This is a genomic window from Streptomyces sp. NBC_01268, from assembly GCF_036240795.1.
Taxonomy (GTDB): Bacteria; Actinomycetota; Actinomycetes; order Streptomycetales; family Streptomycetaceae; genus Streptomyces.
This window is the reverse complement of record NZ_CP108454.1, coordinates 2,385,632-2,403,274: the sequence shown is the minus strand read 5'-3', so window position 1 is coordinate 2,403,274 and position 17,643 is coordinate 2,385,632. Positions and strand designations below refer to the sequence as shown.

The 17,643-nt window shown below is 73.0% G+C and carries 11 protein-coding genes; 5 read left to right on the top strand and 6 right to left on the bottom strand.

Annotated features, from left to right (window positions below; translation table 11 throughout):
- Nucleotides 1-41 precede the first annotated feature (41 nt).
- The 5 genes from aceE to OG309_RS10485 all read right to left on the bottom strand — a co-directional run bounded on the left by aceE (nucleotide 42) and on the right by OG309_RS10485 (nucleotide 8,847).
- A complete protein-coding gene (aceE, locus tag OG309_RS10505) occupies nucleotides 42-2,756 on the bottom strand; it encodes a pyruvate dehydrogenase (acetyl-transferring), homodimeric type (RefSeq protein WP_329420004.1) in 2,715 nt (904 codons plus the stop codon).
- Nucleotides 2,757-3,065: 309 nt separating this feature from the next.
- Nucleotides 3,066-3,689 carry a GntR family transcriptional regulator gene (locus OG309_RS10500; RefSeq protein WP_329420003.1) on the bottom strand — a complete coding sequence of 208 codons (624 nt, stop codon included), beginning with the start codon at nucleotides 3,687-3,689 and terminating at the stop codon, nucleotides 3,066-3,068.
- Nucleotides 3,690-3,810: 121 nt separating this feature from the next.
- The gene (gene sucB / locus OG309_RS10495; protein ID WP_329420001.1) at nucleotides 3,811-5,574 is read right to left on the bottom strand and encodes a 2-oxoglutarate dehydrogenase, E2 component, dihydrolipoamide succinyltransferase; all 1,764 of its coding nucleotides are present in this window, start codon (nucleotides 5,572-5,574) and stop codon (nucleotides 3,811-3,813) included.
- Nucleotides 5,575-5,636: 62 nt separating this feature from the next.
- Nucleotides 5,637-7,025, bottom strand: a complete 1,389-nt coding sequence (gene lpdA / locus OG309_RS10490) for a dihydrolipoyl dehydrogenase (RefSeq protein ID WP_329420000.1) — start codon at nucleotides 7,023-7,025, stop codon at nucleotides 5,637-5,639.
- 313 nt (nucleotides 7,026-7,338) lie between these two features.
- Nucleotides 7,339-8,847 (bottom strand): leucyl aminopeptidase, encoded by a 1,509-nt coding sequence (locus OG309_RS10485; protein ID WP_329419998.1) that lies wholly within the window; start codon nucleotides 8,845-8,847, stop codon nucleotides 7,339-7,341.
- 300 nt (nucleotides 8,848-9,147) lie between these two features.
- On the opposite strand from OG309_RS10485, the gene OG309_RS10480 reads away from it, so the two are divergent.
- Genes OG309_RS10480 through OG309_RS10460 form a run of 5 tightly spaced genes read left to right on the top strand, consistent with a single transcriptional unit; the run spans nucleotide 9,148 to nucleotide 15,651 of the window.
- Nucleotides 9,148-11,247, top strand: coding sequence for a hypothetical protein (locus tag OG309_RS10480; RefSeq protein WP_443067554.1), 2,100 nt, complete (start codon nucleotides 9,148-9,150; stop codon nucleotides 11,245-11,247).
- A gap of 40 nt (nucleotides 11,248-11,287) precedes the next feature.
- The gene (gene pelF / locus OG309_RS10475; RefSeq protein WP_329419996.1) at nucleotides 11,288-12,799 is read left to right on the top strand and encodes a GT4 family glycosyltransferase PelF; all 1,512 of its coding nucleotides are present in this window, start codon (nucleotides 11,288-11,290) and stop codon (nucleotides 12,797-12,799) included.
- Entirely contained in the window at nucleotides 12,796-14,202 is a 1,407-nt protein-coding gene (locus tag OG309_RS10470) for a hypothetical protein (protein ID WP_329419994.1), read from the top strand. Before pelF ends, OG309_RS10470 begins: the two co-directional genes overlap by 4 nt.
- A 10-nt stretch (nucleotides 14,203-14,212) precedes the next feature.
- The gene (locus tag OG309_RS10465) at nucleotides 14,213-14,833 is read left to right on the top strand and encodes a spherulation-specific family 4 protein (RefSeq protein ID WP_329419992.1); all 621 of its coding nucleotides are present in this window, start codon (nucleotides 14,213-14,215) and stop codon (nucleotides 14,831-14,833) included.
- Nucleotides 14,830-15,651 (top strand): endo alpha-1,4 polygalactosaminidase, encoded by an 822-nt coding sequence (locus OG309_RS10460; RefSeq protein ID WP_329419990.1) that lies wholly within the window; start codon nucleotides 14,830-14,832, stop codon nucleotides 15,649-15,651. The genes OG309_RS10465 and OG309_RS10460 overlap by 4 nt, the downstream gene beginning before the upstream one ends.
- 7 nt (nucleotides 15,652-15,658) lie before the next feature.
- On the opposite strand, the gene OG309_RS10455 is transcribed toward OG309_RS10460, so the two are convergent.
- Nucleotides 15,659-17,587, bottom strand: a complete 1,929-nt coding sequence (locus tag OG309_RS10455) for a hypothetical protein (protein ID WP_329419989.1) — start codon at nucleotides 17,585-17,587, stop codon at nucleotides 15,659-15,661.
- Between the last annotated feature and the right edge of the window lie 56 nt (nucleotides 17,588-17,643).

The following is a 17,643-nucleotide window of genomic DNA, read 5'->3' as shown; positions in this document are numbered from 1 at the left end:
TCCATCATGCGTGCCGCCCGCCTCACGCGGAGCGGGGGCCCCTACAGGCCGTAGCGCTCCCGAGCCTCCTTCACCGAGGTCGCCTTGACCTCGCCGCGACGGGCGAGCTGGGCGAGCGCGGCGACCACGATCGACTGGGCGTCGACACCGAAGTGGCGGCGGGCGGCGTCGCGGGTGTCCGACAGGCCGAAGCCGTCGGCGCCCAGCGAGGACCAGTCCTGCTCGACCCACTGCGCGATCTGGTCCGGGACCTGGCGCATGTAGTCCGAGACGGCGAGGACCGGGGAGTCCACGCCCTCCAGGGCCTTGCGGACGTACGGCACGCGCTCCTCGCCGCGCAGCAGGGCCGCGTCGGCCTCCAGCGCGTCGCGGCGCAGCTCGGTCCACGAGGTGGCGGACCACACGTCGGCGGCCACGCCCCACTCGGCGGCGAGCAGCTTCTGCGCCTCCAGGGCCCAGTGGATGGCCGTGCCGGAGGAGAGCAGCTGGATGCGCGGGGCGTTCGCGGGCAGCTCCAGGCCGGCCGACTCGGCCGTGTTGAAGCGGTACAGGCCCTTGATGATGCCCTCGTCGACGCCCGAGGGCTTGGCCGGCTGCGGCATCGGCTCGTTGTAGACGGTGAGGTAGTAGAAGACGTTCTGGTCCTCGCCCTCGGCCGCCTCGCCGTACATGCGGCGCAGGCCCTCCTTGACGATGGCCGCGACCTCGTAGGCGAACGCCGGGTCGTAGGTGAGCGCCGCCGGGTTGGTGGCCGCGATCACCGGGGAGTGCCCATCGGCGTGCTGGAGGCCCTCACCGGTCAGGGTGGTGCGGCCGGCGGTGGCGCCGACGAGGAAGCCGCGGCCGAGCTGGTCGCCGAGCTGCCACATCTGGTCGGCGGTCCGCTGCCAGCCGAACATCGAGTAGAAGATGTAGAAGGGGATCATCGCCTCGCCGTGCGTCGCGTACGACGTCGAGGCGGCGATGAAGTCGGCCATCGAGCCGGCCTCGGTGATGCCCTCGTTCAGGATCTGGCCGTTGACGGCCTCCTTGTAGTACATCAGCTGGTCGCGGTCGACCGGCTCGTACGTCTGGCCCTTCGGCGAGTAGATGCCGAGCGAGGGGAACAGCGACTCCATGCCGAAGGTGCGGGCCTCGTCCGGGACGATCGGGACCCAGCGCTTGCCGGTCTCCTTGTCGCGGACCAGGTCCTTGACCAGGCGGACGAAGGCCATCGTGGTGGCGATGGACTGCGAGCCGGAGCCCTTGTCGAAGGCGGCGAAGGTCTTCTCGGCCGGGGCCGGCAGCGGCGCGAGCGGGTGCACCCGGCGGGCCGGGGCGGGGCCGCCGAGGGCCGCGCGGCGCTCCTGGAGGTAGCGGACCTCGGGGGAGTCTGCGCCCGGGTGGCCGTAGGGCACCTGGCCGTCGACGAACTGCGCGTCCGAGATCGGCAGCTCGAGGAGGTCACGCATGTTCTTGAACTCGTCGCTCGTGAGCTTCTTCATCTGGTGGTTCGCGTTCTTCGACGCGAAGCCCTCACCCAGGGTGAAGCCCTTGACGGTCTGCGCCAGGATGACCGTCGGCGCGCCCTTGAACTCCAGGGCGGCCTTGTACGCGGCGTAGACCTTGCGCGGCTCGTGGCCACCGCGGGAGAGGTGGAAGCACTCGAGGATCTTGTCGTCCGAGAGCAGCTTCGCCATCTCGACGAGGGCCGGGTCGGCGCCGAAGAAGTCCTGGCGGATGTAGGCGGCGTCGCGGGTCTGGTACGTCTGGACCTGGGCGTCCGGCACCTGGCGCAGACGGCGGACCAGGGCGCCGGTGGTGTCGAGCGCGAACAGCTCGTCCCAGGCGTTGCCCCACAGGGACTTCACCACGTTCCAGCCGGCGCCGCGGAACTGGGCCTCCAGCTCCTGCACGATCTTGAAGTTGGCGCGGACCGGGCCGTCGAGGCGCTGCAGGTTGCAGTTGATGACGAAGGTCAGGTTGTCCAGACCCTCGCGGGCGGCGAGCGCCAGGGCGGCGGTCGACTCCGGCTCGTCCATCTCGCCGTCACCGAGGAACGCCCACACGTGCGAGGCGGAGACGTCCTTGATGGAGCGGTTGGTCAGGTAGCGGTTGAAGCGCGCCTGGTAGATCGCGGAGAGCGGGCCGAGGCCCATGGAGACGGTGGGGAACTCCCACAGCCAGGGCAGCCGGCGCGGGTGCGGGTAGGAGGGCAGGCCGTTGCCGCCGGACTCCTGCCGGAAGTTGTCGAGGTGGCCCTCGTTCAGCCGCCCGTCGAGGAAGGCGCGGGCGTAGATGCCGGGGGAGGCGTGGCCCTGGATGTAGAGCTGGTCGCCGGAGCCCTCGGCGGCGCCCGACTCCTTGCCCTTGAAGAAGTGGTTGAAGCCGGTCTCGTAGAGCCAGGCCGCGGAGGCGAAGGTGGCGATGTGGCCGCCGACGCCGTGCTTGGAGCCGCGGGTGACCATCGCGGCCGCGTTCCAGCGGTTCCACGCGGTGATCTTCCGCTCCATCTCCTCGTCGCCGCCGAACTCGGTGACCGAGGGCTCGGCGGAGGTGGGGATGGTGTTGACGTAGTCCGTCTCCAGCAGCTTGGGCAGGGCCAGGCCCGCGCCCTCGGCGTGCTGGAGCGTGCGGCGCATCAGGTAGGCGGCCCGGTGGGGGCCGGCGGCCTTGGTGACGGCGTCCAGGGAGGCCGCCCACTCGGCGGTCTCCTCGGTGTCACGGTCCGGGAGCTGGTCGAGCTCGCTCGGAATCTTGCCTACGGGATCGGTCATGATCGCCGCCTTCCGGACAGGTGGGGGTGGAGAAAAAGAGGCCTTGTCTGGCAGGACAGGGCGAAGGGCCGGGGTACGGCCCGCCGAAGACTGTAAGCCGACGATCGATGATCGATCAAAGTGTTGAAGCGAAAAACTTCCCCGGAGCACGAAAGTCGGCACAGGGTGCCGCGAAAATGGGCACCGGGTGCCTTGTTTTCGAAGGATTTGCGCAGGTGGGAGAGCGATTGAGAGCCCTTACGCACGAATGAGCGGGCCCGTTCGAAACGGGACCCGCTCAGGCGGTGGACGGCGGCACGCGTGGCCGGATCACGCCCTCGGCGCGCACCCCAGGACGTGCGCCTTCACCAGCGCCCCGATCTGCGGGTCGCCCCTGCGGAAGGCCTCCACGAGCTCCTGGTGCTCCTCCGCGTACGACTTCTGCACCGTGCCCAGCCAGCGGATCGACAGCGCCGTGAACACCTCGATGCCCAGGCCCTCCCAGGTGTGCAGCAGCACGCTGTTGCCGGCCGCCTTCACCAGCTCCCGGTGGAACGCCACCGTGTGCCGCACCTGCGCCGTGCCGTCCGCGGCCGCGTCCGCCTCGTACAGGGCCGCCACGTGCGGCTCCAGGGTCGAGCAGTCCGCCGCCAGCCGGCCGGCCGCCAGCTCGGCCGCGATCTGCTCCAGACCGGCCCGTACGGGGTAGCTCTCCTCCAGGTCGGCGGCGGTGAGATTGCGCACCCGGACGCCCTTGTTGGGCGCCGACTCGATCAGCCGCAGCGACTCCAGCTCGCGCAGCGCCTCGCGCACCGGTGTCTGCGACACCTCCAGCTCCGTCGCGATCCGGCGCTCCACGATCCGCTCGCCCGGCTTCCAGCGCCCGCTGACGATGCCCTCCACGATGTGCTCGCGGATCTGCTCGCGCAGCGAATGGACGACGGGCATGGTCATGGAAGCCGCTCCTTAGGGAGTCATTGACCCTTAGACAATACGGCGGTGTCCCCGCCCGGAAACACATCCGGACGGGGACACCGCAGGTGAGGCTTGTTACGTTGCCTTTCGGCAGGGTGCCTTACAGGCCGAGGTCGACCTCGAACTCGCCGGCCTCCAGGATCGCCTTGACGGCCGTCAGGTAGCGGGCGGCGTCGGCGCCGTCCACCAGACGGTGGTCGTAGGAGAGCGTCAGGTAGGTCATGTCGCGGACGCCGATGACGGTGCCCTCGGCGGTCTCGATGACGGCCGGACGCTTGACCGTGGCACCGATGCCCAGGATGGCGACCTGGTTCGGCGGCACGATGATCGTGTCGAACAGCGCACCGCGCGAACCGGTGTTGCTGATGGTGAAGGTCGCGCCGGCGAGCTCGTCCGGCGTGATCTTGTTGCCGCGGACCTTGCCGGCCAGCTCGGCGGTGGCCTTGGAGATGCCGGCGATGTTCAGGTCGCCCGCACCCTTGATGACCGGGGTCATCAGGCCCTTCTCGGAGTCCACCGCGATCCCGATGTTCTCGGAGTCGAAGTAGGTGATCGTGCCCTCGTCCTCGTTGATCCGGGCGTTGATGACCGGGTGGGCCTTCAGCGCCTGGGCCGCCGCCTTCACGAAGAACGGCATCGGGGAGAGCTTGACGCCCTCACGGGCGGCGAAGGCGTCCTTCGCGCGGCCGCGCAGCTTCATCAGCTTGGTGATGTCGACCTCGACGACCGAGGACAGCTGGGCCTGGCCGTGCAGCGCCTTCATCATGTTGTCGCCGATGACCTTGCGCATGCGGGTCATCTTGACGGTCTGGCCACGCAGCGGCGAGACCTCGAGGGCCGGAGCCTTCGAAGCCGCGGCCGGGGCGGCCGGAGCGGCGGCGACCGGAGCCGGAGCGGCCTTCTTGGCCTCGGCGGCCGCGAGGACGTCCTGCTTGCGGATACGACCGCCGACGCCCGAGCCCTTGACGCCCGCCAGGTCGACACCGTTCTCGGTGGCCAGCTTGCGGACCAGCGGGGTCACGTACGCGCCGTCCTCGGCCGGCTGAGCGGCGACGGGGGCGGCCGGGGCGACCGGAGCCGGAGCGGCGACCGGGGCGGCGGGCGCGACCGGAGCCGGGGCGGCGACCGGAGCGGCCGGAGCCACCGGGGCGGGCGCCGGAGCCGGAGCGGCCGGGGCGGCCGGAGCCGGAGCGGCGGCGGCCGGAGCCGGAGCGGCCGGAGCCGGGGCGGCGGCGGGCGCGGCACCGGCGGCACCGATGACGGCCAGCTTGGCGCCGACCTCGGCGGACTCGTCCTCGTTGACGACGATCTCGAGCAGCACGCCGGAGGCGGGCGCCGGGATCTCGGTGTCGACCTTGTCCGTGGAGACCTCGAGCAGCGGCTCGTCGGCCTCGACGGTCTCGCCGACCGACTTCAGCCAGCGGGTGACGGTGCCCTCGGTGACGGACTCGCCGAGCGCCGGCAGGACGACGTCGGTGCCCTGAGCGGCACCGGCGGGGGCGGCGGGCGCGGCGGCCGGAGCCTCGGCCACGGGGGCCGGGGCGGCGGGGGCCTCGGCCACGGGGGCCGGAGCCGGGGCGGCGGCCGGCTCGGCGGCCGGCGCCGGGGCAGCGGCGGGGGCGCCGGTGCCGTCGTCGATGATGGCCAGCTCGGCGCCGACCTCGACCGTCTCGTCCTCGGCGACCTTGATGGAGGCCAGGATGCCCGAGGCGGGGGCGGGGATCTCGGTGTCGACCTTGTCGGTCGAGACCTCGAGCAGCGGCTCGTCAGCCTCGACGCGCTCGCCCTCGGCCTTGAGCCAGCGGGTGACGGTGCCCTCGGTGACGCTCTCGCCGAGCGCCGGCAGGGTTACGGAAACCGACATGGTTTCGGTTGCTCCTATCGAATGTGCGGAAAGTGGTCGTCGCGCCCTGGATGACGTGAGCGTCAGTCGTGGGAGTGAAGAGGCTTGCCGGCCAGGGCCAGGTGGGCCTCGCCGAGGGCCTCGTTCTGCGTCGGGTGGGCGTGGATGAGCTGCGCGACCTCGGCCGGCAGCGCCTCCCAGTTGTAGATCAGCTGAGCTTCGCCGACCTGCTCGCCCATGCGGTCACCGACCATGTGGACGCCGACCACGGCACCGTCCTTGACCTGGACCAGCTTGATCTCGCCCGCGGTCTTGAGGATCTTGCTCTTGCCGTTGCCCGCGAGGTTGTACTTCAGGGCGACGACCTTGTCCGCGCCGTAGATCTCCTTGGCCTTGGCCTCGGTGATGCCGACGGAGGCGACCTCCGGGTGGCAGTAGGTCACCCGCGGGACACCGTCGTAGTCGATCGGGACGGTCTTCAGACCGGCCAGCCGCTCCGCCACCAGGATGCCCTCGGCGAAGCCGACGTGCGCGAGCTGGAGGGTCGGGACCAGGTCGCCGACCGCGGAGACGGTGGGCACGTTGGTGCGCATGTACTCGTCGACGAGCACGTAGCCGCGGTCCATCGCGACGCCCTGCTCCTCGTAGCCGAGACCGGCCGAGACCGGGCCGCGGCCGATGGCGACGAGCAGCACCTCGGCCTCGAAGGTCTTGCCGTCGGCCAGGGTGACCTTGACACCGGTCTCGGTGTACTCGGCCGACTGGAAGAAGGTGCCGAGGTTGAACTTGATGCCGCGCTTGCGGAACGCGCGCTCCAGCAGCTTCGAGCTGTTCTCGTCCTCGACCGGGACCAGGTGCTTCAGGCCCTCGATGACGGTGACGTCGGTGCCGAAGGACTTCCACGCCGAGGCGAACTCGACGCCGATGACGCCGCCGCCGAGGATGATCGCGGACTCCGGGACCCGGTCCAGGGTCAGCGCGTGGTCCGAGGAGATGATCCGGTTGCCGTCGATCTCCAGGCCCGGGAGCGACTTCGGCACGGAGCCGGTGGCGAGGAGGACGTGACGGCCCTCGACGCGGCGGCCGTCGACGTCGACGGAGGTGGGCGAGGACAGCCGGCCGGTGCCCTCGATGTAGGTCACCTTGCGGGAGGCGACGAGACCCTGCAGACCCTTGTACAGGCCCGAGATCACGTCGTCCTTGTACTTGTGCACGGCCTTGATGTCGATGCCCTCGAACGAGGCCTTGACACCGAACTGCTCCGCCTCGCGCGTCTGGTCGGCGACCTCGCCGGCGTGGAGCAGGGCCTTCGTCGGGATGCAGCCGTTGTGCAGGCAGGTGCCGCCGAGCTTGTTCTTCTCGATCAGTGCGACGTCCAGGCCCAGCTGCGCTCCGCGCAGCGCCGCGGCGTAACCGCCGCTACCGCCGCCGAGGATCACTAGGTCGAAAACGGTGCTGGCGTCGTTCGCCACGTCACGTCCTCCATGCATGTGCGCTCGTCGCCGGTCTTCGCTGACCGGGCGGCGGCTCTGGTGTCCGGCCGCATTTTCTTCGGCCCTGTGGTGGGGGCCCTGTCCTGCCGAGAACCCATCTTCGCACTTGTTGACGGACGGCGGGACGCGGGGCCGGTGGATGAGACCGGCCGATCGTCCGTACGGACGGGTAACGCGGGCGTACGAAGCTACGGATTTCGTTGCCGGCGAACAGTCCGGACCGCACCGCGGGACGGGCACGGCCCCGGGGACGCGGGGTCCCCGGGGCCGTGCCGTCGGCTCAGGCGCTCGCTCAGAGCTCGCCGTCCGCGTGGCGCTCGGCCAGCCGCACCAGGGTGCGCACCGAGGAGCCGGTGCCGCCCTTGGGGGTGTAGCCGTACGGGGCGCCCTCGTGGAAGGCCGGGCCCGCGATGTCGAGGTGGGCCCAGGTGATGCCCTCGCCCACGAACTCCTGCAGGAAGAGACCGGCGACCAGGCCGCCGCCCATCCGCACGCCCATGTTGGCCATGTCGGCGGTGGGGGAGTCCATGGACTTGCGCAGGTCCGCCGGGAGCGGCATCGGCCAGGACTGCTCGCCCACCTCGTCCGCGATCTCGTGGATCGCGGTCCGGTAGTCGTCGTCGTTGGCCATGATGCCGAAGGTGCGGTCGCCCAGGGCCAGCACCATGGCGCCGGTCAGGGTGGCCACGTCGACGATGGCGTCCGGGTTCTCCTCCGAGGCCTTGGTCAGCGCGTCGGCCAGGACCAGGCGGCCCTCGGCGTCCGTGTTGAGGACCTCGACGGTCTTGCCGCTGTACATGCGCAGCACGTCGCCGGGGCGGGTGGCCGAGCCCGACGGCATGTTCTCGGCCAGCGCCAGCCAGCCGGTGACGTTGACGACCAGGCCGAGGCGGGCCGCGGCGACGACGGCGGAGAACACGGCGGCGGCGCCGCTCATGTCGCACTTCATCGTCTCGTTGTGGCCGGCCGGCTTCAGGGAGATGCCGCCCGAGTCGTAGGTGATGCCCTTGCCGACCAGGGCGAGGGTCTGCTCCGCCTTCGGGTGGGTGTAGGCGATCCGGACCAGGCGCGGCGGGTTCACCGAACCGACGCCGACGCCCAGGATGCCGCCGAAGCCGCCCTTGGCGAGCGCCTTCTCGTCGAGCACCTGGACCTTGAGGCCGTGCTCCTTGCCGGCCGTCTGCGCGGCGGCGGCGAAGGCGGCCGGGGTCAGGTCGTTCGGCGGCATGTTGATCAGGTCGCGGGCGCGGTTGATCTCCTCCGCGACGGCCTGGGCGCGCTCCGCGGCGGCCTTGTAGGCCTTGTCGCGGGGCTTGGCGCCGAGCAGGGCGACCTCGGCCAGCGGCTTCTTGGCGTCCTTGGGGACGTCCTGGTAGGCGGTGTAGGCGTACGCGCCGAGCAGGGCGCCCTCCGCGATCGCGGCGGCGTCCTCGGGGGCGGAGATCGGCAGCGCGAAGGCGGCCTTCTTCGCGCCGGTCAGGACGCGGGCGGCGGTGCCGGCGGCGCGGCGCAGCGTCTCGGCCGCGTACCCCTCGCCGTCCTCGGCGGCCGCGCCGAGGCCGACGGCCAGGACGACGGGCGCCTTCACACCGGCGGGGGCGGGCAGCTTGGTCGCCTCACCTTCGGCACCGGAGGCACCCAGAGTCTCCAGGACGGCGGCGAGCCCGCCGTCGAAGGCCTGGTCGACGGCCTCGGCGCCGGGGGCGACGACGAGCGCCTTGCCGGACTTCGCGACGCCGACCACGAGGGCGTCGGCACGCAGCGTCGCCGCTCCGGCGGTGCTGAGAGTGAGAGCAGTCACGGTGGTGAAATCTCGCTTCCATTGAGTTCTTGGCGGTCGAGGGATGGGCCGACCGTGCCCCGCCGCATCGTATTTCGGCCCGATGAGCGCCGAGAACGAGCCTACGCCCGCTCACCGTGTTCGCTCACGGCGGCGCTGATTCACTCATCCGTGGTGTCTCTTTCATGTTTACCCCGCCGGGTCCCGGAGCTCGTTCACACTCGCCTCATTCGCGCAAGGGCGACGCCCTCGCCTTTGCATCCTCTGCCGCATCTCCACAGGTCCTCCCGCCGGACGGGCCTGCCCGAGGGGGGACACCACGTGAAGGACTCCGGCCGAATCCGTACGCCCAGAACCGCCCGTACACCCGGCGCACCCCGCGCACCCCGCACCGGGCGCCTCGCGGCCCTCGCCGCCGCGGGGCTGCTCGCCACCGTCGTCCCGTCCGCGCAGGCGGCCGCCGCCGAGCAGAACCCGCGCGTCGACCTCACCGTGCTCGTCGTCGACGACGGCGGCAGCGCGGTCGAGGCGATCACCGCCGAGCTGAAGGGCTCCGGGGTGCCGTACCGCACGCTCGACCTGAACGACGAGAACCGGGCGGTGCTCACCCCCGCCTTCCTCAGCGACACGGTCGACGGCCGCCCCCGCGCCAGGTACCAGGGCGTCGTCCTGCCGCACGAGGCCGTCTTCGGCCCCGACTCCGCGGAGCAGACCGCCCTCCTCGCGTACGAGAGGACCTTCGGCATCCCGCAGGTCGACGCGTACACCTGGGCCCACCCCGGCGTCGGCCTCGACTACACCGACGACGGCGGCTACTCCGGCGTCCTGGACGGCGCCCGAGCCTCCGTCACCCCCGCCGGGCAGGCGGGCCCCTTCCGGCACCTCAGGGGAGCCGTCGACTTCGAGGACAACGACCCGTCCGTGGCCGAGAGTTACGGCTACGCGGGCCGCCCCCGGGCCGGCTACACCAGCTACCTCGACCTGCCCGTCGGGGGCGGCGCCCGGGCCAGCCTGATCGGCGAGTACGCCCACGACGGGCGGCGCGAGCTGGTGGTCTCCTTCGCGTACCACGCGAACCAGCGCCAGTTCCGGGCGCTGGCCCGCGGCATCGTCGAGTGGCTCACCCAGGGCGTCCACCTCGGGCAGGACCGCAACTACCTCTCCGTCCACGTCGACGACGTGTTCGCCCCCGACGCCCGCTGGGACACCGCGCGCGACTGCACCCCCGGCGACCTCGACTGCGCCGGCGGCGACGGGGAGGCCGAGAACCCGATCCGGATGACCGCCGCCGACGCCCAGTACGCCGCCGCCTGGCAGAAGTCCGCCGGCTTCCAGCTCGACCTGGTCTACAACGGCGGCCAGGGCGAGGAATGGAAGACCGAGCACGGCGGCAGCGACCCGCTCGCCACCCGCCTGCTGGCCGACCGCGCCCAGTACCGCTGGGTCAACCACACCTACACGCACCCCTTCCTCGGCTGCGTCCAGGACGCCACCACCGTCCCCTGGCAGTGCGCCAAGGACCCCGTGACCGGGGCGGTGAAGTGGACCGGCCGCTCCGAGATCTCCGCCCAGATCCGCGACAACCACAACTGGGCCGTCCTCAAGGGGATCCCGGTCGACCGCACCGAGCTGGTCACCGGCGAGCACTCCGGCCTCAAGACCCTGCCCCAGCAGTCCGTCGACAACCCCAACCTCGCCGGGGCACTCGCCGACAACGGCGTGAAGTGGACCGCGAGCGACAACTCGCGCGAACCGCGGCAACGCTCCGTCGGCACCGGAGCGGGAGCCGCGCAGACGGTGCCCCGCCACCCCATGAACGTGTACTACAACGTGGGAACGGCGGCCGAGATGGCCGACGAGTACAACTGGATCTACACCTCGCGCGCCGACGGCGGCAGCGGGATCTGCGAGTCCGACCCGGCCTCCACCTGCCTGCCCGCCCCGCTCGACCCCGCCACCGGCTACGCCTCCCACATCGTGCCGCAGGAGGCCCGCACCGCCCTCTCCCACGTGATGGGCAACGACCCGCGCCCGCACTACGTGCACCAGTCCAACCTCGCCGAGGAGCGCATCCTCTACCCGGTCCTCGACCGGGTCCTCGCCGACTACCGCGAGCTGTTCGCCGACAACACGCCCCTGCTCAACCCGCGCCAGAAGGACGTCGGCACCGAGCTGGACCGCCGCACCGCATGGGACCGGGCGCTCGCCGCCGGACAGGTCACCGCCTACCGGATCGGCACCACCGTCACCGTGAAGGCCCCCTCCGGCGTCGACGTCCCGCTCACCGCCCCCGAGGGCGCCCGCAAGCAACTCCTCCTCGGCACCACGGCCTTCGGCACCCCCTACGCGGGCGCCCGCTCGGCCTGGACCACGCCCGAACTGCTCCAGACCGCGATCACGCTCAAGCTGCCGACCGCCTGACCGGCGCCAGGGACTGTCCGACACGTCCGGGGGGACACACATGCCGAGCAGCGGCCGTCACGTCACCATGCTCACCGAAGGCACCTATCCACACGTGCACGGGGGCGTCAGCACCTGGTGCGACCAGCTCGTCCGCGGCATGCCCGAGGTCGACTTCCGCATCCTCGCCCTCACCGGCAGCGGCCGCGAACCCGTGACCTGGGAACTGCCACCGAACATCTCGGAGCACCGCTCCTTCCCGCTCTGGGGCACCCCGGAGCGGGGCGGGGCGCCCCGGGGCCGGGCCCGCCGCCGCTTCCTCGACACCTACGAGCGCTTCCTGCTCGCCCTCCTCGACCCCACCGCGGGCTCCGACTTCGGCGAGGGCCTGTACGCCCTGGCCGAACTCGCCCGCCAGGGGCGCCTGACCGCCGCCCTGCGCTCGGAGCAGGTACTGCGCTCCCTGATGTGGATCTGGTCCATGCCCCACCTGCCGACCGCCGTGGCCCGCCCCACCGTCCACGACGCCCTCACCGCCACCGACCTGCTCGAACACGCCCTGCGCCCGCTCGCCGCCCGGATACCCGGCGACCGCGTGGCACACGCCGTGTCCAGCGGTCTCGCCACGCTGCCGGCGCTCGCCGCCCAGCACTTCGAAGGGGTGCCCTTCCTGCTCACCGAACACGGCATCTACCTCCGCGAGCGCTACCTCGGCTACCGCACCGAGGCACAGCGCTGGCCGGTCAAGGCCCTCATGCTCGGCTTCTACCGCGAGCTCAACTCCCTCGGCTACCGCAAGGCCGACCTCATCACCCCCTGCAACCAGTACAACCGGCGCTGGGAGGAGCGCGGCGGCGCCCCCGCCGACCGCATCCGCACCGTCTACAACGGCGTCGACCCCGCCGCCTTCCCCTGGGCCGGCCCCGAACCGGAGACCCCCACCCTCAGCTGGGTGGGCCGGGTGGACCCGATCAAGGACCTGGAGACCCTGATCAGGGCGTACGCGATCGTCCGCGCCGAACTCCCCGACGTACGCCTCAGGCTCTTCGGCCCGGTCCCGGCGGGCAACGAGGACTACCGCACCCGGCTGGAGAAGCTGGCCGCCGAACTCGGCGTCGCCGACGGCGTCACCTTCGAGGGCCGCACCTCCGACGTGGCCGGGGCCTACGCGGCCGGCAACATCGTGATGCTCTCCTCCATCAGCGAGGGCTTCCCCTTCTCCCTCATCGAGGCCATGTCCTGCGGCCGGGCCACCGTCTCCACGGACGTGGGCGGGGTCCGCGAGGCCGTCGGCGACACCGGACTCGTGGTCCCGCCCCGCGAACCGGCCGTGATGGCCGCCGCCGTGACGGAACTCCTCCAGGACCACCCGCGCCGCGCGGAGCTCGCCCGGGACGCCCGCCGGCGCGTCGTCGACCGCTTCACCCTGCACCGCTCGGTGGACGGCTTCCGCACCATCTACCGGGAACTGGCCGGCGAGGAGGCCGAGCCGCCGGCCGAGCCGGAGCAGGACTGGACCGTCCGCCTCACCGACCCGTGGCGCACCGGACTGACGGAAGGCGCCCGGGCATGAGCGGCTCCCTCTGGCTGAAGCCGGGCAGCACCCGGGACACCCTCCCGGCCATCCCCCGCCAGCGGGCCGCCTCACCGGACCCGGCCGGACGGCCCCTGGCCCCCGACCCGATGGACGAACTGGCCGACCGCCTGGACGCCCTGGCGGCAGCGGCGGTCCACCCGGACGAGATAGCCGCCATCCTGGAATCCGACGGCATGACCGACAGCCACATCCGCCTCACCTACGGCCGCGCCGACTCCTTCGCCCTGGCCGAGGACCTCTACGCGAGGACCGAGCGCCGCCACTCCGCCCCCGAACCCCCGAAGGCCGCTCCCTGGCACACCGGCCTGGCCGGCTGCCTGCTGCGCGGTGTCGTCTTCGCCCTGCCCGGCCTCGCCTACGTGCTGGGCGCGCCGCTGCTCGCCACCGGACCGGGCCGCCACGGCCTGCCGCCCGGCACCGTGCCGCTGTTCGCCGGGGCCGTCACCGGCTGGGTGTGGAACCAGGCGCTGTCCCACCGCGCGTACACCTGGCTGGGCCTCGGCGACCGGCGGGCCGCCGCCCGCGCGCTGCTCACCGGGGCACCGGCGGGCGCGCTCGCGGGCGCGGCCGTGGCCGTCGCGGCGGCGGGGCCGGGAGAGGGCCCCGCCGCCCTCTTCGGGGCCGGCCAGGCCGTGTACCTGGGCGCGGCGACCGTGCTGCTCGTGCTCGGCCGCGAACGGGCCCTGCTGGGCGCGCTGCTGCCGCTCGCCGGAGCCGTCCCCGCCTTCCGCCACGACCTGCCCGAGCCGCTCCGGATCGCGCTGCTGCTCGCCTCGCTCGGCGCGACGACGGTCTGCGCCGCGCTGGCCCTGCGCCCGGCCCCCGACGCGCCACCCGCCCGCCGGGGCCGCGGCGGACCGCCGTTCGCGGCCTCCCTCCCGTACGGCCTGTTCGGCCTGGGCAGCGGGCTGCTCGTGCTGTACGCCGGGGCCGACGCGGTCATCGCGCTGACCCTGTCGATGGGCCCGGCCGAGTGGCTGCTGCACCGCTTCCGCGGCGCGAGCCTGACCCGGCTGAGCCTGCTGACCACGGCCTACGAGTTCCGGCGCGCCGTCACCTGCATGCTCGCCCGCTGCCTGGGTGCCTACCTCGGGGTGCTCGCCGCCCTCACCCTCACCGCCGCCGCGCTGTGGCCGGGTGCCGAGGCCGTCGGCCCCGGGCGGATCGGCTCGCTGCTGCTGGTGGGCGCGGTGCTGTGGCTCGGGCTGCTGCTCCAGGCCTTCGGCGGGGTGTCCAGCGCCGCCGTGGTGTGCCTGCTCGCCGCGGGAGCGCAGACGCTGGTGCCGGCCGCGGGGCCGGTGGCGGCCGGCGCGGCGGCGGCGGCGCTGTCCGTGCTGACCTGCGTCCTGCTGGCCCGCCCCACCACCCACCGCTTCTAGGGACAGGACCATGACCACCTCCTCTCTGCTCGTCCCCTTCTACGAGCACCCGGCCGACCGCCCCGAGGACTGGTCCGCCGTCGTGGCGGCGGCGCCGGCCCTCTACGGCGTCGTCCTCAACCCGGCCAGCGGCGCGGGCCGTTCCCGCGACCCGGCCTTCGCCGAGCTGGCCGGGCGGCTGCGGGCGGCCGGGGTGCGGGTCCTCGGCTACGCCGACACCGACTACGGGCGCCGCCCGCACGCCGAGGTCGTCGCCGACCTGGTGCGGCACCGCGACTGGTACGAGGCGGGAGGCGCGTTCCTCGACCAGGTGCCGACGGAGCCCGGGGCGCTCCCGCACTACCGGCGCCTCGCCGTGTCGGCGCGGGCGGCCGGGCTCCGCACCCTGGTCCTCAACCACGGCGCCCACCCGGCGCCCGGCTACGAGGCCCTCGCCGACCTCCTGGTGACCTTCGAGGGCCCCTGGGACTCCTACCGCGAGCTCGATCTGCCGGTCGCCGACCACTACTGTCACCTGGTGTACGCGGCCCCGGCGGACGTCCGCCCCGCGACTCCGGTGCACTGCGCGGTCCCGGGCACCGGCGCCCACCCGTGGGGCACCCTCCCGCACACCCTGGAGCCCGCCCGATGAGACGCCTGGCGCCCCTGCTGGCCCTGCTGCTCGTCCTGGCCGGCTGCGCGACGCCCCCGCCCCCGTCCTCGCCGGAGCCCCGGCCCGCGCACCCCACGACCCCGGACCCGAAGCCCACCCCCCGCTGGCAGCCCCGCCCGGGCACCGCCTGGCAGTGGCAGCTGAGCGGCCGGCTGGACCCGGCCGTGGACGTCCCGGTCTACGACATCGACGGCTTCGACCACCCGGCGGCCACCGTCGCCGACCTGCACCGGCGGGGCCGCAAGGTCATCTGCTACCTCTCCACCGGCGCCTGGGAGGACTTCCGCCCGGACGCGGCGGAGTTCCCCGCGGCCCTCCTGGGCAAGGGCAACGGCTGGCAGGGCGAACGCTGGCTCGACATCCGCCGCACCGACCTGCTCACCCCCCTGATGGCGGCCCGCCTGGACATGTGCCGGACCAAGGGCTTCGACGCCGTCGAGCCCGACAACATGGACGGCTACCGCAACGCCACCGGCTTCCCCCTCACCGCCGCCGACCAGCTCCGCTACAACCGCCTGATCGCCCGGCTGGCCCACGACCGCGGCCTGGCCGTCGGCCTGAAGAACGACCTGGACCAGATCCCCGCGCTCCTGCCGGACTTCGACTTCGCGGTCAACGAGCAGTGCGCGCAGTACGAGGAGTGCGCGCTGCTGACCCCCTTCGTGAAGGCGGGCAAGGCGGTGTTCCACGTCGAGTACGAGCGGGAGCCGGCGCAGTTCTGCCCCGGATCCCGCTCGCTCGGCCTGAGCTCGATGCGCAAGGAGTACGACCTGGGGGCGTGGCGGCGGGCCTGCTGACGGGCGGTCACCAGACCTGGGGCGGCTCGGGCAGCATGCTGTAGTTGCCGCTCGCGGTGTGGTCGTGCGTGCCGCCCGCGGGGCAGCGGCCGGCCTCGCCGCCGGCGTAGGCGAGGCCCTGGCACCTGGCGCACCACTTCCAGTCCGCCTGGGAGATCCGCACCCCGTGCAGCAGGGTGTAGTTGCCGCTGGCCGAGAGGTCGTGGACGCCACCGGTCGGGCAGGCCCCGGCACCACCGCCGCCGAAGGCCAGCCCCTGGCAGTTGCGGCACCACCGCCAGTCGTCCTGGCTGGTCAGCCCCTTCAGATCGTGCAGCACCTGATAGGTGCGCAGGGTGGACGGCTGGTGCGCGCCGCTGCCGGGGCACGGGCCGGGGGACCCGTCGGCGAACACGAGCGCGCGGCACTTGCCGCACTCGTGCCAGCCGGACTGCGCGGTCGGCAGGGTCACGTCGTGCTGCATGCTGTAGTTGCCGCTCGTCGTGTGGTCGTGGCGGCCCCCGGCCGCACAGGGGCCGGGGGTGCCGAGGCCGCTCGCGAGGACCTGGCACTTGGCGCACCAGCGCCAGCCGGCCTCGCCGGCCATCGGCTCGACCCCGTGCAGCAGGTGGTACGCGCCGCTGCCGGTGTGGTCATGACTGCCGCCGGCCTGGCACGGCCCCGTGGAGCCGTCGGCGAAGGCGAGGCTCTGGCACTTCGCGCACCACCGCCAGCCCGCCTGGACCGCGGGCGCGGGGAACTCGTGGAGCAGGCTGTACGGCCAGCTCGGGCCGTGGTCGTGGGTGCCGCCGACCGGGCACTCGCCCACCTTGGTGCCGAAGGCGAAGGCGAGTCCCTGGCACTTGGCGCACCACCGCCAGCCCGGCTGCTGGTGCGGGTAGGCGGGGACCGGGAAGGAGCCGATGAGGCTCACCCGGATGTTGGGCACGCCCTCGTCCTGACGCCCGACGACCTGGACCCGGTAGCCGGTGCCGCCGAAGGCGACGGTCGCCCCCAGTCCGACGGCCGGCGGGAAGGAGGTCTCGAACCAGGGGGGATCCACCTCGTGGTGCCCCGGGCCGATCGACCGGGCGCCGAGGGTGTGCACGACCACCGCGGGGTCGCCGATGCCTGCGTCGTCCCCGGCCGGGAGCCGGTACTCGACCGTCAGGACGCCGCCGCCGTCGAGGTTCGCCACCGCGAGCACCGGGCTGTCGCCGGCCCGGGTGAGTGCCGCCACCGTGGCGTCGGTGCCGAACCGGGCGTGGACGACGCGCCGGTCGAAGGCGCCCGCCCCGCCGGTCCCGGAGGTGAGGGAGCCGCTGCCGCCGAACTCGGGGCGGACGAAGAGCCGGTACAGCGACGCGGCGGCGGGCCTGCGGCCGCTGCGCCAGAAGTCGGGGGCGAGGGTCACCACGTCGGCGAACTCGGCGGGCCGGTCGATGGCGTGGCTGGAGGTGCCGGTCCAGCCCATCACGCAGTACGGGTCGGCATAGGCGCCGCCGCGGCCCCAGGCGTGCTCGAAGCCGAGCAGATGGCCGACCTCGTGCTGGAAGAACTCCAGGCTCCCGGCCTGGTCGAGCGCGAGGTCCCCGCTGCCGGCGGCGCCCGCGTTGCACGGCGGCGGGTTGACGAAGCAGGCGACGTGGTCGAAGCCGGCGAGCGACTGGCCGGCGGCCTCGGTCGCCTCACGGCAGGCGACGATCATGCCGTTCCGGTCGTCGCGCAGCTGCGTCTGGTCGCGGTCGAGCACCGCCCATCCCGGGGAGAGCGTGAACTGGAGGTCGAGCAGGCCGAAGGTCGAGCGCGCCCAGTAGTCGCGCAGGCTCCAGCCGTCGGGTCGCCCGCACAGTGCGTCGAAGAACGCGGATCCCCAGACCGTGCTGGCCGGCGCGTCGGGGCTGGGAGTGCGCCAGGTGAAGCGGGGAACGAAGACGCGTACGGGTCCGGGAAACACGGGTGCCCCTCTCGGCGAGCTCCTGCGACGCCGGATCCCTACCCCCGGCGGAGCCC

Excerpts from the sequence above, each read along its gene's own strand:
- aceE (WP_329420004.1), bottom strand. The coding sequence starts at position 2,756 with ATGACCGATCCCGTAGGCAAGATTCCGAGCGAGCTCGACCAGCTCCCG.
- OG309_RS10500 (WP_329420003.1), bottom strand. The coding sequence starts at position 3,689 with ATGACCATGCCCGTCGTCCATTCGCTGCGCGAGCAGATCCGCGAGCAC.
- sucB (WP_329420001.1), bottom strand. The coding sequence starts at position 5,574 with ATGTCGGTTTCCGTAACCCTGCCGGCGCTCGGCGAGAGCGTCACCGAG.
- pelF (WP_329419996.1), top strand. The coding sequence starts at position 11,288 with ATGCCGAGCAGCGGCCGTCACGTCACCATGCTCACCGAAGGCACCTAT.
- OG309_RS10470 (WP_329419994.1), top strand. The coding sequence starts at position 12,796 with ATGAGCGGCTCCCTCTGGCTGAAGCCGGGCAGCACCCGGGACACCCTC.
- OG309_RS10465 (WP_329419992.1), top strand. The coding sequence starts at position 14,213 with ATGACCACCTCCTCTCTGCTCGTCCCCTTCTACGAGCACCCGGCCGAC.
- OG309_RS10460 (WP_329419990.1), top strand. The coding sequence starts at position 14,830 with ATGAGACGCCTGGCGCCCCTGCTGGCCCTGCTGCTCGTCCTGGCCGGC.